A 15,991-nucleotide genomic window follows, 5' to 3' on the forward strand; every position below is an offset into this window, starting at 1 on the left:
TACCGCAGCCCAATCGACTACGAACACAACCACCGCGCCAACTCCGCCCTGGAGCTGGCCGCTTAGAAGATCTCCACACAACGAGGGGATTGACACTCTCCTCCTTCGACCCTTCCCGCTATACCCTCGAAGCGTGGGTGGCTGCTCAACTGGCCAACACCTACCCCCGGCTGCGCCCAAGAGCAGCCCGTGCACTGGTGAAGGCCCGCAAGGTCCTGCCGGTGCTCGACGGGCTGGATGAGATGGACCTCGATGCCAATCCGGACTACGCCTCCCGGGCTTCAGAGGCGCTGCGGGCGATGAACGACTACTTTCACGGCACCGTCCCGGGTCAGCTGATCGTCACCTGCCGCAGCACCTCCTATGCCGCGCTGCGGGAGGCGCGGGTGTGGGCTGAGGACGCGGCCCACATCCACATCCAGCCCGTGACCGCAGAGGCCGCCTGGGACTTCCTCACCAGCCGTACCCGCCCTCCAGAACGCTGGCAGCCCATCCTCGACACACTGGCCCAAGCACCGGACGGACCCCTGGCACAAGGGCTGTCCACTCCTTGGCGGCTGACGGTGGCCGCCATCGTCTACGAGCAGCGCTATGCCGACGGCACCTGGCCGCGCGACCCCGCAGAGCTGCTGGAACCCGCCCTGGACACCCCCGAGGCTGTGCGCGACCACTTGCTCGACCTGCTCATACCGGCCGTAACCGATGCCGCCACAACATCCGCTTCTCCCGCCCGGTACACCCCCGGCCAGGTCCGCACCTGGCTGACCGTCCTGGCCAACTACCTGCACACCAACACCGCCACTGACCGGGTGGTGCACGGATGGCGGCTGCCGGGCACCGACATCGTCCCGCACGAGCTGTGGCCTCTAGCAGGGCCACGACGCACCAGGAACCTCCACGCTCTCCTGGACACAGCCGTAGTGGCAGCGTCGCTACTCCTCGTCTTCTTCCCTACCGGGCTCTCACTTCGCACCCCGTCGGGTGCCTACATGGCCTTCTCCCTAGTGGTAATGGTGTTCTGCAGTAGGGAGTGGAAAGACCGGGAGACTTTGCCCGGGCTCGCGGGACGCCCCGTGAGGTCCTCACCCCACGGACCCGCCACCTCGGCAGTAGTGTCACCAGAGGTGCGGATCGTAGTCGCCATCACGATGTTCTTCGGAGGACTCGGCATGGGAGTCTCGGCCGAGGCCGGGCTCCTGGGCGATCTAGCGTGCGGTCTTGGTTTGTCTCTCGCGGCCATGGCCCTGTTTGGGCCTGGCGCCGCTCGTGTGCGGTACCTCGCGCTTCTTCTTTGCACACGACGTCGGCGGTCGGATCAGCGGCTGCCATGGCGCTTGCAGCATTTTCTGGACTGGTGCTGCCAGGTAGGACTGATGCGCACCGCGGGAGTCGCTTACCAGTTCCGCCACCGCGAGTTGCAGGGGCTGCGGCCACAGGCCGCATCCGCCTCCGGGGATTGCCCTCCCCGACGCCGAGTTGGTGGCAACCCTCGGTCTGTGGAAACGCCTGTTGGCGAACGCTGCCAGCTCTCATGTCCGACGTGGTGATGAACAACGGTGGCCCGGGCGACGCGGAGACGGCCCGACGTCGCCGGACCATATGGCACTGTCAACGGTGCCTCACGCCAGGCTGGGCCGCGCGGGCGAAGGGGGGACAGGGACGTCGCCGAGGGCCTGGTCGATCGCGGTCAGCATGTCGTCGGACAGCTCCACGCCGCCGTCTGCTGGAGGGCCGCGGGCGCCAGGCCTGGGCCGCCGGTGACTGTGGCGAACGACTGAGGCCGAGAGCTCGGCCCGGAACGGAATTCAGGTGAGGGCTTGGCGGCGCCGGACGGAACCGTTCTGTCACGGCTTCCTACCAACCGGTCGTCGGATGCATCCCGTATACGCAGTTGGGCTCGCCCATCGGGCATTCTGCAGGCTCGTCAACCCGCTTCCCTGCCCGTTCTCGCTGATCCTCCAGGGCCTCCCGGTGTCGCCGCACTATTCGCAGAGCCTCGTCGTCGTAGTGTTCGCACGCGCATCGCCTGCACGCGCCCGAGGGAAGCTTCACGCCAGTGCGTGATGTGATCCCTTCGCCCCTCTCGTGCTCCGCTGAACGGTGCCGACACATACACCAGTCTCCGACTTGCACCGTCATCTGGGCACCTCCACCATGAATGCCACCTTCCCCTCATGGTAGTTGCGACTCGCAAGCCTGGCGAGAGACATGACGACGACCGGCGGCGGGTCATACCGAAGTCGACCGAAACGCTCGATCGCGGCGGGCAGTTCATCGCTGCCGGCCTTCTTCGTGCCGTTCCCGCTTCCAGCATGTAGCGATCTCTGCCGGATGCGATGCAGCCGGGTACCGGCACGCAGCGGCGTCGTTGAGCACGGCATCGCGTCCATGAACATCCGACCCCCGCGGATGCGCGAGCGAGCCCCGGACCACATCGGTCCTGGGCTTGCGGGCTGTCCGGGGCGCCCACCCCGTTCCCTTACGCTGCCGACGGCCGGCCCGACGTCCTCTTGTTCGCGTCCAGTTCCGTCGTGGTCTTCGGGACACCCGCGGCCGCGACACGGACGACCTCGCTCAGGCATAACCGCCCCGAAAGGTAGGCAGAACAACGCAATGACCGATGTGACCGATGGGCAAGATCCCGGGGCCGTGCCTGCTGTCCCGGAAAGCGCGGTGTGGCTCAAGGAGCAGCTGCTGGAGATCGCTTCCGCGTTGCCTTCGGGTTGCCGCCCCGTGGTGGTCCGTGAGTGGACGGACCCGGTACTGCTGCGCGACCCCGAACCGGTCGGCCACCGGTTCCTGTTCCTCGTCTGCCTCGTTCCAGACGGTCGCCCCTCCTCTTACGGTTTCGACGACGCCCTGAATGCCTTCACTGCCGCCAGTTGGATCACCACGCACCGGCGGTCTTCCGGGCAGCCCGGGGAGATCTGGGCGACAGCTCGGCGAGAGGAATTCGAGGTCAGAGTCTACGAGGGCAACGGGCCTGGGATTTTGACCCTTACCGGCTGGACACCGGTCGTGTACACCGGACGGCAGCTGGCCCAGCCGCCCTTCACCCTCAGCACGGCCAGCGGCGTACTGTGCGACGACTGCCACGGCTGGGGGGTGTGCCTGCTCTGCGACGGCAGGGCCTACAGCGGCGGCAAGGGCGGCTACGGACGATGCCACTGCGCCGGGAACAACGCCGGACCCGGCAAGTGCATCGAATGCGGCGGGACAGGGCTTCTCACCGCCGAGGAAGCGTCGTGGAAACGCAGGCGGTACGGGCTGCCCGATCCCGACGCAGGTGACGCCTTCGGGCAGACACCGGCCGAGGGCGGTCACACCTCCAACACCAGCGCCTTCATCACCGTCAGCCAACGGACCTGTGGATGTGGGGAATTCCGGTGCTCGTGGCGGAACATGCTCACCAAGGCCAGCGACCACACCATCTCCCGGTTCACTGGCACCTGCCAGGGATGCTCCGCACAGCGTGCCTACGCGTTCCGACTTCCCCGGCCCTAGGCCACCCCGTCCCGCCTGGTCACCTCCGGCGGTTGCCGAGGCCGCCGATCCCAGGCGGGTGGGTCGGCACGGGCTGGAAGTCGTCATGGCCCTCTGTCGGGGCTTCGAGATCCACCGCGAACCGGTCGGCCCCCTGCTCGGCCCCAATTGCCTCCAAGCCCGGCCCGGGCCGGTGAGATGCTGTCGGCGTCTGTGGCCTACAGGAGGGGGATGCGGTCGTGCGTGTGGGAGACGACCTGGTGCAACACGAGCCGGCCACGAGGGCTCTGTGGCCGCCCGCCGTGGACCCGGAACTGCGGGCCGTGCTGGCGACTCTCAACGAGGCGGCCCGCTCCGCGCTGACCCCTGCCAAGCTTGCGGCCGCACCCGCAGATCCCGCCAGGGGCAGGAGGCCTCTGGGGCCAGGGGGGATCAAGGCATCTATCACCGGCACAGGCCGGCTCAAGCCCTTGCACTCATGAGCTCGAACCGCCTACACCCTGGATTAGGGGAAACGTGCCGGGTGGCGAACCTGGTCAAGGGGGCTGGGTGGCGCGCGCACCGGTGCGGTGCGGGACATCGAGTGCGGCGCACCGGGTGCGCTTGAGAGTGCCGGGCATCGTCGGATGGTGCGCACCTGGTGCGGGACATCGGGCCTCCGCCAACTTGAAGTCACAGGTCAAAGGGCTGGTGTGATCGGTGCTCAGGGTGCTCACGCTGGTCATGGGCGGCTGTCTGCGCAGTAGATCGTCGATCAGCGGTTGATTGCCGGTTCTTCGGTGCTCGAAGCGGTGGCGGACGTGCGCTTCCCGACCAGAGGCAGGCGTGACTCCGACGCCGTGGTGTCCGGCCACGGAGCCTCCGCGAAAACCCGTTGGCGGAACCAGGGCGGCCACTGCTAGGTTCCCGGAGGCCGTGCCAGAGAACGAGGAGGTGGTACCCGTGAACGCAGTATCGACATGGGTGCTCCCCTCCGGGGTCACGGTCGGGCGATAGGTCGTCCGGGAGCGCCGTTCAATGGCACTCCTGAAAGGCACGACCATGCAATTCACTTCTGAACAACGTCTCGACGACGCTGTCCTCGAGCGCGAATTCACCCTCGGTGAGATCCCCGGCATCCTGTGGACGCCCGCATCCGCGTCCGCACCGGCGCCGCTGATCCTGCTCAGCCCCCCTCCTCTCGGGCTGCGCAAGACGTACCCCCGGCTGGTGGCCCGGGCCCGGCACGCTGCGGCGGACGGCTTCGCCACGGCCACCATCGAGCTCCCCGGAAGCGGCGACCGGCCCCGCCTGCCCGCCGCCGAGCAGGCCCGCGCCGATCTGCGCCGGGCGATGGAGGCCGGCGAGCCGGTCAGCGACGAGATCATCGACGCCCTCATCCTCCCGCTCGTCGAAAAATCGGTCCCGGAATGGCAGGCCGCCCTGGACGCCCTGCTCGCGCTGCCCGAGATCGACGGCCCGGTCGGGTACTCGGGGGGAGTGATCTCCATCGGGACCCGGCTGGCGGTGGTCGAGCCGCGCATCTCGGCCGCCGTTCTGTTCGCCGGGAGTTTCGTCCCCCGGATCATGTTCGAGGAGGCCCGCCAGGTCACCATTCCGCTGCACGTCCTACTGCAGTGGGACGACGAAGGCAACGACCGGCAGGCGGCCCTGGACCTGTTCGACGCCTTCGGCTCCAACGAGAAGACCCTGCACGCCAACATGGGCGGGCACACCGGCGTCCCGCAGTTCGCGGGGGATGCCGCGGCCCAGTTCTTCACCCGACACCTGAAGTGACGCCGGGCCGTCAGGCCACCAGCAGACGGTAAGCCGTGTCGGCCAGGATGCTGCCCATCTGGGGACAGGTCCCGGCCCTCCTCGGCTCTCTACACCACGGGCCCCTGCCAGACTCTCGGCAGGGGCCCGCGCTGCTGCAAGCCATGAACTGCTCGATGTCTGCAGAGCTTCGAGTGCTGCCCAAACTCGGGTTCTGGCTCAACTTCCGTGAACCGGTGGCTCTCCGTAGTCAGGAAGGGGCGACCAAGCGGAGGGAGACAGGGGAGGTTTGGCGCGGCCGAGCCAGCCTTGGCCGGAGGCGGTAGTCCTGTCACCGTCCGCAGAACGCGGCGGCGCACGTGGCCAAGTCGGGTGTCGGGCTGCGCAGTTGGGCGCATTGGTGTGTAATCACGGCTGGGCCCAGGACGCGCGGGTGAGCGAGGGGGAACCTGATGGATGAGCTGCAGTCCAGTGATCCGCAGCGGGTGGGACGGTACCGGATCACCGGGCGGCTGGGCGCCGGGGGGATGGGCCGTGTCTACCTGGGGCATTCGCCCAGCGGGCGGCTGGTCGCGGTGAAAGTGGTGCGGCCGGAACTGGCCGAGGATCCCGGTTTCCGCCGCAGGTTCGCCCGGGAGGTGGCGGCGGCGCGGAAGGTCACCGGCTTCTTCACGGCCGCCCTGGTCGACGCCGACCCCGACAGCTCGTCCCCGTGGCTGGCCACCGCCTATGTGCCCGGCCTGCCGCTGGACGAGGCCGTCGCGGCATACGGCCCCTGGCCGGTGCAGTCGGTGCAGGCGCTGGGCGCCGGCCTGGCCGAGGCGCTGGAGGCCATCCACGCGGCCGGTCTGATCCACCGGGACCTCAAGCCCTCCAACGTCCTGATCGCCCCGGACGGACCCCGGGTGGTCGACTTCGGGATCTCCGTAGCGGCCGAGGCCACCGCCCTCACCCGCACCGGGATGATCGTGGGCACGCCCGGTTTCATGGCCCCCGAACAGCTCACCGGGAAGCCTGTCACACCGGCCACCGACGTGTTCGCCCTGGGCGCGGTGCTGACATACACGGCCACCGGCACCGGCCCGTTCGGCACCGGCTCGGCGCAGTCGCTCAACTTCCGTATCGCCTATGAGGAGCCGGACCTCTCCCAACTGCCGTCGCCGGGACTGGAGATCATCGCCCGCTGCCTGGCCAAGGACCCCGCCCGGCGCCCGGCGGTCGCCGTACTCCTCGAAGAACTCGCCCTGGTACCGGCCGATAGCCACCCGCCCACCGAGGTCGACCCCCAGACCGCCCCCTGGCTACCCGCCCCGGTCGCCCGCGCGCTACCCATCACCGTCACCGCGCCCGCCCCGATGACCCCAACCGGCCCGCCACAGCCCGCTCCCCGTCCGGCGCCCGTCACCGTGACGGCCCCACCGGCTGCTTCCGCCGCACCGACCGCGACCGCATTCCCCCCAGCACACCACCGCACCACCCTCCCCTTCTGGATTGCCATCGCGGCCCTGGCACTCGCCATGGTCTTGCCCGCCGTCGACGGACACGCCGCCCTGACCAGCCTGTCCGATGGCTCCTGGCCATACGCCATGGCCGCTGCGCTCAGCGCCGGCACCTGCGCGACAGCGTTGTTCATGTCGCGCCGCACCCGCGCCATTCCCGTGCCGCGCTGGCCCCGGTATCTGCACGCTCTCACCACCACCCTCAGCACCGGGCTGGTCGTACTGATGACCGTCACGGTCGACCCCGATATCCTCGGTCCCGGTGTGTATACCTACGCCTTCGGGTGCGCGATGCTGATCTACAGCGTCTTCCGGTTCCCTGAATCGCCGAAACAACGGACAGCACTGTGAAAACGGTTCGGGGGGCACCTGGCCGCCGCACCTTGCCGGAGTGTTCGCGAGAGCTTCCCCTGCCCCCGCGCTTGGTCACACCTTCCTGACTACGGAGAGCCACCAGTTCACGGAAGTCGAGCCAGCACCCGACATTGGACAGCACATCGACACCGATTCGGGAGGCAGCGAGCCCACGAGACCGGGGCGGAATGTTCACGAGATGCGGCCAGTGAACAAAGCCACTCGATCACACCCTTTTCCGGAAAACCCATCAACGGCCTTCTACGATCTGTGCATGCGGGATCCTGAACTGCTGGAACGGATCACCGCGCGGCGCGCGGAACTGGACGAACTCGAAGAACAGCTGGCCAACTGCGGCCCGGTGGACGCTGCGACAAGCCTCACCCGCCTCATCCGCCAGGCAGCCATCACCGCCATCTGCGACGGCACCGAACGCATCACCAAGCAAGCACTCGAGGCCATCCGCCTCGACCACCTCGCCGAACAACACCACCGCCCCCGCTGACCAGCCCAAACACCCCTGAACAGCAAAACGCGCCTGAGCCTTTACACCCAGACGCCACCTTCAACAGGCAACGTACTTCTCAACAGAACACAGACAACCCCAGCTCACACCCCTACCAACCCCACCAGAACCACTCCACCAGCCTTCTCAACCAACCAACAACATCCCACGTGACACACCACCCCGTACACCAACTACAACCCCCGAAACGAAAGGTGATCACTGCGGCTGGGCGGTAGATGCCAGGCCCTGTCCGGGACCTGCTGCGGCACGGCTGGCCTTCTCCTCGGGCATCCGTCTGCGCCCCTGGGGAGAAGACGCCGGAAGCTGGAGCGTGATGACGAGTCCGCCGGTCGGCCTGGGGTGCGCCTGGACGGTGCCCTCGTGGGCGTTCATGACGGCCCGTACGATCGACAGTCCGAGCCCGGCCCCCCTGGCGGAGCCGACCCGGTCGGTCCGCAGCCGACGGAACGGCTCGAAGATCGACTCGGCTTGTTCCGGGGAGACCTTCGGGCCGGTGTTCTCGACCTGGAGATACGTCCAGCCGGCGGACTCACGCGTCCGGATCCAGATCTGTCCGTTCACCACATTGTACTTGGCGGCGTTTTCGATCAGGTTGACCGCGCAGCGTTCGAGCAGCACCGGGTCGCCGACGGCCCGTGCGGGGTGAAGAACATGATGGAGCGTCACGCCGACCCGCCGGGCGGTCTCGGCGAGTTGTTCCACGGCGTGCGCCACCAGGGCGGACAGGTCGACGGGTGATCGGTCCTGCAGCTCGCGTTCCGACTTCGCCAGCAGGAGCAGACCGTCGAGCAGCCGCTCCTGGCGGCTGATGGTGCCCAGCAGCTTGTGCCCGAGAGTCTTCACCGCGTCGGGTACCCCGCCCGGCTTGGCCAGGGCCACATCGATCGTGGTGCGGTTGATCGCCAGCGGGGTGCGCAGTTCGTGCGAGGCGTTGGCGATGAACCGGCGCTGGGCGTTGAAGGCCCGGTCGAGCCGTTCGAGGAGGCTGTCGAAGGTGTCCGCGAGTTCCTTGATCTCGTCGTTCGGCCCGGTCAGGCCGATCCGCTCGTGCAGGGTGCTCTCCGACAGCCTCCGGGCGGTGGCGGTCATCTGCTGCAGGGGCCGCAGCATCCATCCCGACACCAGATAGCCGAGCAGTACCGACAGGACGGCCAGGGCCAGCAGCGTGAGCACCGCGCTCTGCACCGTCTGGTCCAGGACCGCCTGCTGCTGCTTGGCGATCTGCTCGGCCATGTCGTTGTGGGAGGTGATTGTTGTCGATCCGGGGATCTCCTCCTGGGGCGGCTTGGTGACCAGCACCTTGAACTCGGTGTGCACGGCACGGGCGGTGACCGCGTAGGTGGCGGCCTCAAGGATGGTGCCCGTGACCAGGAACAGCGCTCCGTAGACGAGGGTGAGCCTGGTCCTCAGGCTCATGTGCATGCCCTTCACAGCCGGTATCCCACGCCGGTGACGGTCTCGATGACAGGCGGTTCACCGAGCTTCTTGCGAAGTGCCACCATGGCCACCCGCACCACATTGCTGAAGGGGTCGATGTTCTCGTCCCATGCCTTGTCGAGGAGTTCCTCTGCGCTGACCACCCGTCCGTCGGCCCGCATCAGCTCCTCCAGCAGAGTGAATTCCTTCTTCGTGAGGACGACCGGCCGTCCGTCGCGCTCGACGGTACGTCGCTGCGGGTCGAGCCGGATGCCCGCGCGTTCCAGGACGGGCGGCAGCGGCGGGGCCGAGCGACGGGCCAGCGCACGGATCCGGGCCACCAGTTCATCGAACACGAACGGCTTGGCCAGGTAGTCGTCGGCGCCGAGCGAGAGACCGTCGATCTTCTCCGTCACGTCGCCGGCCGCCGTGAGCATGATGATCCGGCTGCTGCTGCGCTGGGCCACCAGTTGACGGCACACTTCGTCGCCGTGCACCTCGGGCAGATCGCGATCCAGGACGATCACGTCGTAGTTCGTGTAGCTGGTGCGGTACAGGGCCTCCGCCCCGTCGTAGACGGTGTCCACGGCGATGGCCTGGTCCCGCAGTCCCTCAGTGATGGTTTCCGCGAGGATTTCCTCGTCCTCGACGACAAGCACGCGCATGTTCCCCCCGGGTCAGTGTCCGATCCGATGGTTACGCAAGGGATGTTAGGTTCCAATAAGGTGGTTCCAATAAGGTGGTTCCAACGGGTATTTGAGGATTCGGAAATCCCCGTTCCCCGGTCGAAAAGCACACGGAATGCGTTCCGCGTGCCGCCCGTGCCCCGCGACGTCAGATCCATGGGCGTACTCCATGCCCGAACCCGTCCGTTGTCCGGAAGGAGTCCCGTGTTCCTGGCCTGGTCTTCTCGCCACCGCCGAGCTGTCACTGTCGCCGGCAAGCTCGCGGGCGCCTACCTCGGCGCACGGCGGAGCAGCCTGGCCGGCCTGTGGCTCGGCGGCGGACCTGCGGCTGCAGGATCGGGCGGAAGCGGCCTCGAATGGCTGACCGCAACCACGAAGAGGCTCCGGTGGAACCAGGACGAGGCTTCGGCGGCCGGTCGATGTGACCGTACGGCCGCCGGAGCCTCTCCCGGCGAAGACGGGGGGACGCCACCGGGGAACGGGTCAGGCGGTGGCGAGGGCCACCGTCGGAGAGAGCCGGGCCGCCCTCATCGCCGGATAGATGCCGGCGATGGTCCCGATGGCCAGCGTCGCGCCGATGGCTCCGCCGAAGGCCCACGGCGGTACGACCGGCGGCCAGTCCCGGTAGAGCGCGAACACGATCGTGGCGGCCGATCCCAGGACCGCTCCGACGACGCCGCCGAGCAGTGACAGCAGTAGCGACTCGACGAGGAACTGGGTGCGCACCTGCCCGCGGGTGGCGCCGAGCGAGCGGCGCAGGCCTATCTCGCGGCGCCGTTCCAGGACCGAGATCACCATGGTGTTGGCGACCCCGACGCCGCCGACGAGCAGCGCCACCGCGCCGAGTCCAAGCAGAAGACTGGTGAAGGTTCCGGCGGCGGCAGCCTTGGCCGCCAGCGCGTCGGAGGGCCGGCTGACCTTCACCTCTTCGGGGTTCTCGGGGTTGACAGTGCGGGGCAGGACGTTGCGGACGTCTTCCACAGAGGCGTCGGCGGAGCGTTCGTAGATCATCGTGGGATGGGCGTCGAAGTTCAGGTACTTCTCGGCGGCGTCCCAGCCGGCCAGGGCCGAGCGGTCGATCTCCGGTGCCAGCGGCAGCGTCTGAAGAATCCCCACCACGGTGAACCAGCGGTTCGCTATCCACACCTGGTCGCCCACGTGGGACAGGCCGAGCCGCTTAGCCGCCTCCGAACCCAGCACCACGGCTGGGTACTTGGCGGTAGGAGCGTTCAGCCAGGCGCCCTTGCTGACCGACCCGTCGAGCGTCCTGAGCAGCTCGGGGGTCGTGGCCTGGACCGCGATGCCCTGCGTGACCTCCTCGGGGATCAGGTTGTTGCGCCGGACCGTGGCGTCGGTCTTTCCGGTCGCCGACACGGTCGTGACCGGACCGATTCGCCTGGTCATCGCGACCGACGTCTCGGGCAGCTTGGCATCGCCACCGAAGATGGTCTGGCCCGGCTGAACCGTCAGCATGTTGGTGCCCAGCGAGTCCAGCTGACGCAGCAACTGCTCCTTGCTGGACGAGGAGATACCGATGACGGCCACCATGGTGGCGATGCCGATGGCGATACCCAGGGCCGACAGCACGACCCTCGTCGGCCGCGACCGCAGCCCGGACATGCCCACCCGGAAGACGTCACTGGGCGCGAGCCGGGCCGGCGACAGCCGCCGCGCGGGCTTCGTCGACTGCCCGGTCCCGACGGACGCGGCCTGGTCCGCGCCGCTCATGCCGACACCCCCTTCCATGCCGCGGTCAGATCGCGTCCGGTGCCCGCGCCGCCGTCCGTGACGATGTTGCCGTCCCGGACCCGGACCTGACGGGGCGCCCACTGCGCGATTTCCTGGTCGTGCGTGATGATCGCGATGGTGGTGCCGGCGTGGTGCAGATCCATCAGCACGCTCAGCACCTCCGAGCCGGCCGCGGTGTCGAGGTTCCCGGTCGGCTCGTCCGCAAGCAGCAGATCGGGTGCCCCGGCCACCGCCCTGGCGACCGCCACCCGCTGGCGTTCACCACCGGAGAGCTGGTTCGGGTGGTGCCTGAGGCGGTGGCCCAGGCCGACCCGTTCCAGGGCGGCACGTGCGACCTTGCGCCGCTTCGGCAGGGAGACCCCGCCGTAGAGGAGTCCGTCGGCCACGTTGTCGAGGGCGCTGACGCCGTCCGCGAGATGGAAGGACTGGAACACGAATCCGATGTGCCGGGCGCGCAGCGTGGACAGCTCGCGGTCCGACAGTTCGGCGACGTCGTACCCTGCGATCTCCACGCGGCCGGTGGACGGCCGGTCCAAGGTGCCGATCAGGTTGAGCAGGGTGCTCTTGCCCGAACCGGACGGCCCGACGATGGCTGTCAGTTCGCCCGGCTCGATCACCAGGTCCACCCCGCGCAGTGCCTTGACGCCGCCCGGATACGCCTTGGTGACGCCGGTCAGCTCGACGATGTTCATGAGCTGGGCACCTCGACCTTCGTTCCTTCGCCGATGCCGGAACCGGAGATCGCGACCCGCCCGCCGCCGTAGGTGCCGGTCTTCACGGCCACGATGTGCTTCCCCGTGCCCTTGACGACTTCCACTCCGAAGCCGCCCTCTCGCAGCGCGAGTAGCGCCTCGATCGGTACGGACAGCACGGCCTTGGCGCGCTCGCTCTCCAGCTTGACGGTCACCGGTGCCTGGTCGATGCTGCCGCTCTCCTTGGCGGAGAACTCGATGTCGACGTCGATGGTCGACTGGCCCCCCTCCTTGCCGGCCTTGGCCACCTTGCCCACCGAGGTGATCTTTCCCTTGACCTCTTTGCCGTCGGGCAGGATGACGCCGATCATGGCGCCCTTTCTGGCCAGGTTCTGCTTGGCGGCGTCCAGGTCGACGTGGACGGTCGGCTCGGTACCGGTCACCGTCAGCGCACTCGCGCCGGCGCCGGCCCGGCCGCCCTTCTCCAGGGCCACCTGGCTGACCCGCAGCGGCCCGGACTGGAACACCACCTGCGAGGCGTCGACGGTGCCCGTCTCCACCAGTCCCAGGTCGTCCTGCCACTTCTTGACAGCCTCGGCGGTCGCGGAGGTGAAGTCCTTGTCGACCGAGAGACTGTCGCCGTAGCCGAGGGCCTTGAGGTTGCTCTCCAGCTCCTGCACGTCGGCGCCTTCGACGCCCTGCTTCAAGGTCCGGTAGAGCGGCAGAGACCCGTACATGAGGGTGACCGGCTTGTTGTCGACCTTGAACAGCGGCTTGCCGCGGGTGATGGTCGTGCCTGCGAGCGGGATCCAGGTGACCACCCCGTCCGCGGTCGCCGGGATCGTCCGCTCGTCGACGTAGGTCAGCTTGCCGTCGACGGACTCGGTCTCGACGACGTCTCCCCGGGTGACCGGTGCCGTCGCGATGGCCGTCTCCTCGGCCTTGCCCGCCGACGAGTCGTCCCTCTTCAGGGTGAGGGCGGCGGTCGCCGCGCCGGCCACGATGACGACCAGCACGGCCGCCATCAGGAAGGCGCGCTTGCCTCCGCGCCGCTCCCCGGGCTCCTCCGGCCCGGCGCCCGCGGTGCCGTTCGGGGACGACTCCCGGATGGTGTCCGGCGTGCTCACGAGGATCCCATCTGCATCGAACCGGGCAGGTACTTCTGGCACTTCTTCTGCGCTTCCTCGGCCTTCGCCTGGGAGCCCTGGGGAACCTGCATCTTCAGGCCCTCACCGGGCTTCGGGTCGGGAATGTCGACGCCGTTCTGGCGCATGCACTGCGCGAACTTGACCATTCGGTCATGGGCCTTGCTGTCGTTTGCGTCGGCGTCAGCGGGCGCGGCGTCCTGCATGTACTTCTGGCACTTCTTCGCTGCCTCCTCCAGCGTGTTCTTGCCGGAGCCGCCACTGCCGGTCACCCGGAGCGGCTGGCCCGGCTCGGGGTCCTTGACGTCGACGCCGTTCTCGCGCATGCACTGGGCGTACTTGAGCTGCGCCTCCCGGGCGTCCGCCGGCTTGCCGGCCTGGGCGGTCGCGGCGGACTTGCCCTTGTCGGCGCTGGCGACGCCGCTGTCGCCGCTGCTGCTGCACGCGGTCAGCGTCAGCGCGAACGGCATGACCGCCAGCACGGCCATATCGCGGATCCTCACGGTCCCACCTCCTCACCGGGGCTCCCTGCCTCGGCGACGTCCATTGGACCGGCGACCTGATTAGGCTGGGATTAACCGGCCGTGACCCGCGAAAACCATGCGGAGCAGGAGGGAACGAAGGTCTGCTGGAGGCCGAGCAACTCCAACCCCACCAGGGCGTGTTCAGTACTCCGCCCCCGGACTCGACGGTGCGCCGGCTGCTGACCGGTTGGACAGCACGACCCTGGCAAAGATCGCGAACCGTTGATCGAGGTCGCCGGACGGAGGCTGAGGCGCTGGAGCGTCGTGGACCTGGACGTCCGCAAGGCCAGCCCAAGCGCGGCAGGACCTGCCGCCGCTGCGAGGGCCACGGCAAGCGCGTCCGCGTTGGCCGCTCGCTCTACAACCGCCGGGCGCGCTGCGACCACGGCGGCTGTCGAAGCCACGGTCCAGCCGTGACCGAAGGCGGTCAGTGCGGCGTCCGCCGTACGGGGCGTGGCTGCGAGCATCTCCGTGGTGGCCCGATTGATGGGAGGAGCGAAGAGGTCGACGTCGCGCGATCACCAGCCATGTCCACCGGTCGGCCTACGATGCCTCACTGCCGAGAGAGCTGGGCACCGCCCGGCGGCCACCGGTTGCGGCACGGTGCCGACGCGTCCCGGTCCCGGGCGGCCACCCGGCTCGAAGAACCGCCGCCCGGCCATCCGCCACGATGTGGGCCGGGTCCTCGCCACTGGCGAGGCCTATACTCGCCCGTCCCATCACAAGAGAGGGACGAAGCCTCGGCGAACTGCATAAAGCAGCAGCTCAGAGCACAGGTGAGACGTCGGCAGGGTTTCTCCTCGACAGAATGAGCCACATGGCCGTAGACAAGGACGCAGCGTTCACACTTCCACGAGGCGCCACGGGCTGCATCCAGCCGAAGGACGGGCCGCTACCGGAAACCGACCAGCGGACGTTCCGGGCAGCGCTGTATGTAGCCGCCCGGGCGGCCAAAGGCCATGTGGGCGAAATAGAGGAACAGACGTACCCTCGTACGTTCCACACCGCGACGGTCATCGAGGGCACAGGCGAGTTCGTCATCCTGTGTCACGCCTACCACCCCTGGATCGCATTCGCTCAGGAACGCCGGGACTGGTACACCGAGGAGTTCCTCGCACCGCCACCGTGGGCCCATACCTTTGCCGACCTGGGGTTTGTAGTGCTTGATCGCGCGCAGCTCACTCTGTCGCTCTCGGACATCGACACCTCGGTCCTAACCCAGGGCGAATGGCGCGAAGTTCGCTTCTACGGCATCACCACATTGGGCGGAGTGCTCTTCAACGCATGGGACTGACGTCCAAGCAAGACTCGGTGCTCGACGCTGGACGATAAACGTCAAGGTCAGAGCCTGAGTCTGAACCCCTGATCGGTGTTTGGCTGCGACCGTTGCTGATCTCGCAGGCGTGATGTGATGTCGACAGACATCCGCGTCAGGGGCGAGTGTGAAGGCTACGGCCTGCCGAATCGGCGGGCCGGGGGGAGGTCACGTGACGGCGCAAGACTGGAAATTGGAAGCCCTGGAAGGGGAAGGGTCGGAAGCGCACTACTTCCTACGTCGCCCTGTGGAACGGCCGGGCAGCGAGGTGGACTTCCCGCCCATCGCCAATGGCCTGGACTACCTCCTCAACGTCATCACGTCCCTTGCCGACGACGAGGAGCGGGTCAGCGCCCACAACCTGAAGTACGCCGTCCTGCACCTGCAGGCCGCTGCTGAAGTGCTGCTCAAGTACCGGCTACAGCAGGAACACTGGACCCTGGTCTTCGCCGATCCAGGCAAAGCCAGGAAGGAAGATCTGGCCGACGGGTCCCTGGCCAGCTGCACCCCGGCTCAGACAGTGGACCGGCTGCGGCACATCGTCGGCCTGCCCATCACGGACAAGGACGCTGCCGCGCTCACCAAGCTGGCCAAGACCCGCAACGGGCTGCAGCACTATGGGGGCTTCACCCTTGGTCGTGGACACCGGTTGTTATGCGGCGGTGGCCAGCGTAGTTGATCGTTGTTCGTAAGCGATCGGGCTGATCTGGCCGAGGCGGGAGTGCCGTCGCTGGGTGTTGTAGCGGGTAGCCCATCGGAAGACCGCGAGCCGGGCCTCAAGGGCCCCGTTCCACCGCTTCCGTCCCTGGAGCGTCTCGCGTTTCATGGTCGCGTTCAGGGATTC

The 15,991-nt window shown here is 68.0% G+C and carries 13 protein-coding genes and 1 pseudogene; 7 read left to right on the forward strand and 7 right to left on the reverse strand.

The window, feature by feature from the left end:
- Nucleotides 1-137 precede the first annotated feature (137 nt).
- The 5 genes and pseudogenes from ACWD35_RS42315 to ACWD35_RS42335 all read left to right on the forward strand — a co-directional run.
- The gene (locus ACWD35_RS42315) at nt 138-1,547 is read left to right on the forward strand and encodes a hypothetical protein (RefSeq protein WP_451356673.1); all 1,410 of its coding nucleotides are present in this window, start codon (nt 138-140) and stop codon (nt 1,545-1,547) included.
- Nucleotides 1,548-2,649: 1,102 nt separating this feature from the next.
- A complete protein-coding gene (locus ACWD35_RS42320; protein WP_451356674.1) occupies nt 2,650-3,504 on the forward strand; it encodes a hypothetical protein in 855 nt (284 codons plus the stop codon).
- Between the two features lie 1,020 nt (nt 3,505-4,524).
- A complete protein-coding gene (locus tag ACWD35_RS42325) occupies nt 4,525-5,259 on the forward strand; it encodes an alpha/beta hydrolase (protein WP_451356675.1) in 735 nt (244 codons plus the stop codon).
- A gap of 431 nt (nt 5,260-5,690) precedes the next feature.
- Complete coding sequence (locus tag ACWD35_RS42330) at nt 5,691-7,088, forward strand: serine/threonine-protein kinase (protein ID WP_451356676.1); 1,398 nt, start codon at nt 5,691-5,693, stop codon at nt 7,086-7,088.
- A 379-nt stretch (nt 7,089-7,467) separates the two neighbouring features.
- A pseudogene (locus ACWD35_RS42335) lies at nt 7,468-7,596 on the forward strand (ATP/GTP-binding protein); the annotation flags it as partial.
- 219 nt (nt 7,597-7,815) lie between these two features.
- Here the strand turns inward: ACWD35_RS42335 and ACWD35_RS42340 are convergent.
- The 6 genes from ACWD35_RS42340 to ACWD35_RS42365 form a co-directional block, all read right to left on the reverse strand.
- Nucleotides 7,816-9,036 (reverse strand): sensor histidine kinase, encoded by a 1,221-nt coding sequence (locus tag ACWD35_RS42340; RefSeq protein ID WP_451356677.1) that lies wholly within the window; start codon nt 9,034-9,036, stop codon nt 7,816-7,818.
- 11 nt (nt 9,037-9,047) lie between these two features.
- Nucleotides 9,048-9,701 (reverse strand): response regulator transcription factor, encoded by a 654-nt coding sequence (locus ACWD35_RS42345; protein WP_451356678.1) that lies wholly within the window; start codon nt 9,699-9,701, stop codon nt 9,048-9,050.
- Between the two features lie 504 nt (nt 9,702-10,205).
- Entirely contained in the window at nt 10,206-11,450 is a 1,245-nt protein-coding gene (locus ACWD35_RS42350; protein ID WP_451356679.1) for an ABC transporter permease, read from the reverse strand.
- Complete coding sequence (locus ACWD35_RS42355; protein WP_451356680.1) at nt 11,447-12,163, reverse strand: ABC transporter ATP-binding protein; 717 nt, start codon at nt 12,161-12,163, stop codon at nt 11,447-11,449. Before ACWD35_RS42355 ends, ACWD35_RS42350 begins: the two co-directional genes overlap by 4 nt.
- On the reverse strand, nt 12,160-13,290 hold the full coding sequence (locus tag ACWD35_RS42360) for a peptidoglycan-binding protein (protein WP_451356681.1): 1,131 nt from the start codon (nt 13,288-13,290) through the stop codon (nt 12,160-12,162). Before ACWD35_RS42360 ends, ACWD35_RS42355 begins: the two co-directional genes overlap by 4 nt.
- Nucleotides 13,287-13,811, reverse strand: a complete 525-nt coding sequence (locus tag ACWD35_RS42365; protein WP_451356682.1) for a hypothetical protein — start codon at nt 13,809-13,811, stop codon at nt 13,287-13,289. Before ACWD35_RS42365 ends, ACWD35_RS42360 begins: the two co-directional genes overlap by 4 nt.
- Nucleotides 13,812-14,649: 838 nt before the next feature.
- Here ACWD35_RS42365 and ACWD35_RS42370 point away from each other — a divergent pair.
- Both ACWD35_RS42370 and ACWD35_RS42375 read left to right on the forward strand, forming a co-directional pair.
- Nucleotides 14,650-15,126 (forward strand): hypothetical protein, encoded by a 477-nt coding sequence (locus tag ACWD35_RS42370; protein WP_451356683.1) that lies wholly within the window; start codon nt 14,650-14,652, stop codon nt 15,124-15,126.
- A 193-nt stretch (nt 15,127-15,319) separates the two neighbouring features.
- On the forward strand, nt 15,320-15,826 hold the full coding sequence (locus ACWD35_RS42375) for a hypothetical protein (protein ID WP_451356684.1): 507 nt from the start codon (nt 15,320-15,322) through the stop codon (nt 15,824-15,826).
- Here ACWD35_RS42375 and ACWD35_RS42380 read toward each other — a convergent pair.
- Nucleotides 15,800-15,991, reverse strand: a 192-nt coding sequence (locus ACWD35_RS42380; RefSeq protein WP_451356685.1) for an integrase core domain-containing protein, incomplete at its 5' end; no start/stop codon positions are given. The two genes, ACWD35_RS42375 and ACWD35_RS42380, sit on opposite strands and share 27 nt — an antisense overlap.

It is taken from the genome of Streptomyces sp. NPDC002671, assembly GCF_053592475.1.

Bases quoted from the DNA above. Each gene is read 5' to 3' on its own strand.
- ACWD35_RS42325 (WP_451356675.1), top strand. From the start codon at position 4,525: ATGCAATTCACTTCTGAACAACGTCTCGACGACGCTGTCCTCGAGCGC.
- ACWD35_RS42330 (WP_451356676.1), top strand. From the start codon at position 5,691: ATGGATGAGCTGCAGTCCAGTGATCCGCAGCGGGTGGGACGGTACCGG.
- ACWD35_RS42340 (WP_451356677.1), bottom strand. From the start codon at position 9,036: ATGAGCCTGAGGACCAGGCTCACCCTCGTCTACGGAGCGCTGTTCCTG.
- ACWD35_RS42345 (WP_451356678.1), bottom strand. From the start codon at position 9,701: ATGCGCGTGCTTGTCGTCGAGGACGAGGAAATCCTCGCGGAAACCATC.
- ACWD35_RS42350 (WP_451356679.1), bottom strand. From the start codon at position 11,450: ATGAGCGGCGCGGACCAGGCCGCGTCCGTCGGGACCGGGCAGTCGACG.
- ACWD35_RS42355 (WP_451356680.1), bottom strand. From the start codon at position 12,163: ATGAACATCGTCGAGCTGACCGGCGTCACCAAGGCGTATCCGGGCGGC.
- ACWD35_RS42370 (WP_451356683.1), top strand. From the start codon at position 14,650: ATGGCCGTAGACAAGGACGCAGCGTTCACACTTCCACGAGGCGCCACG.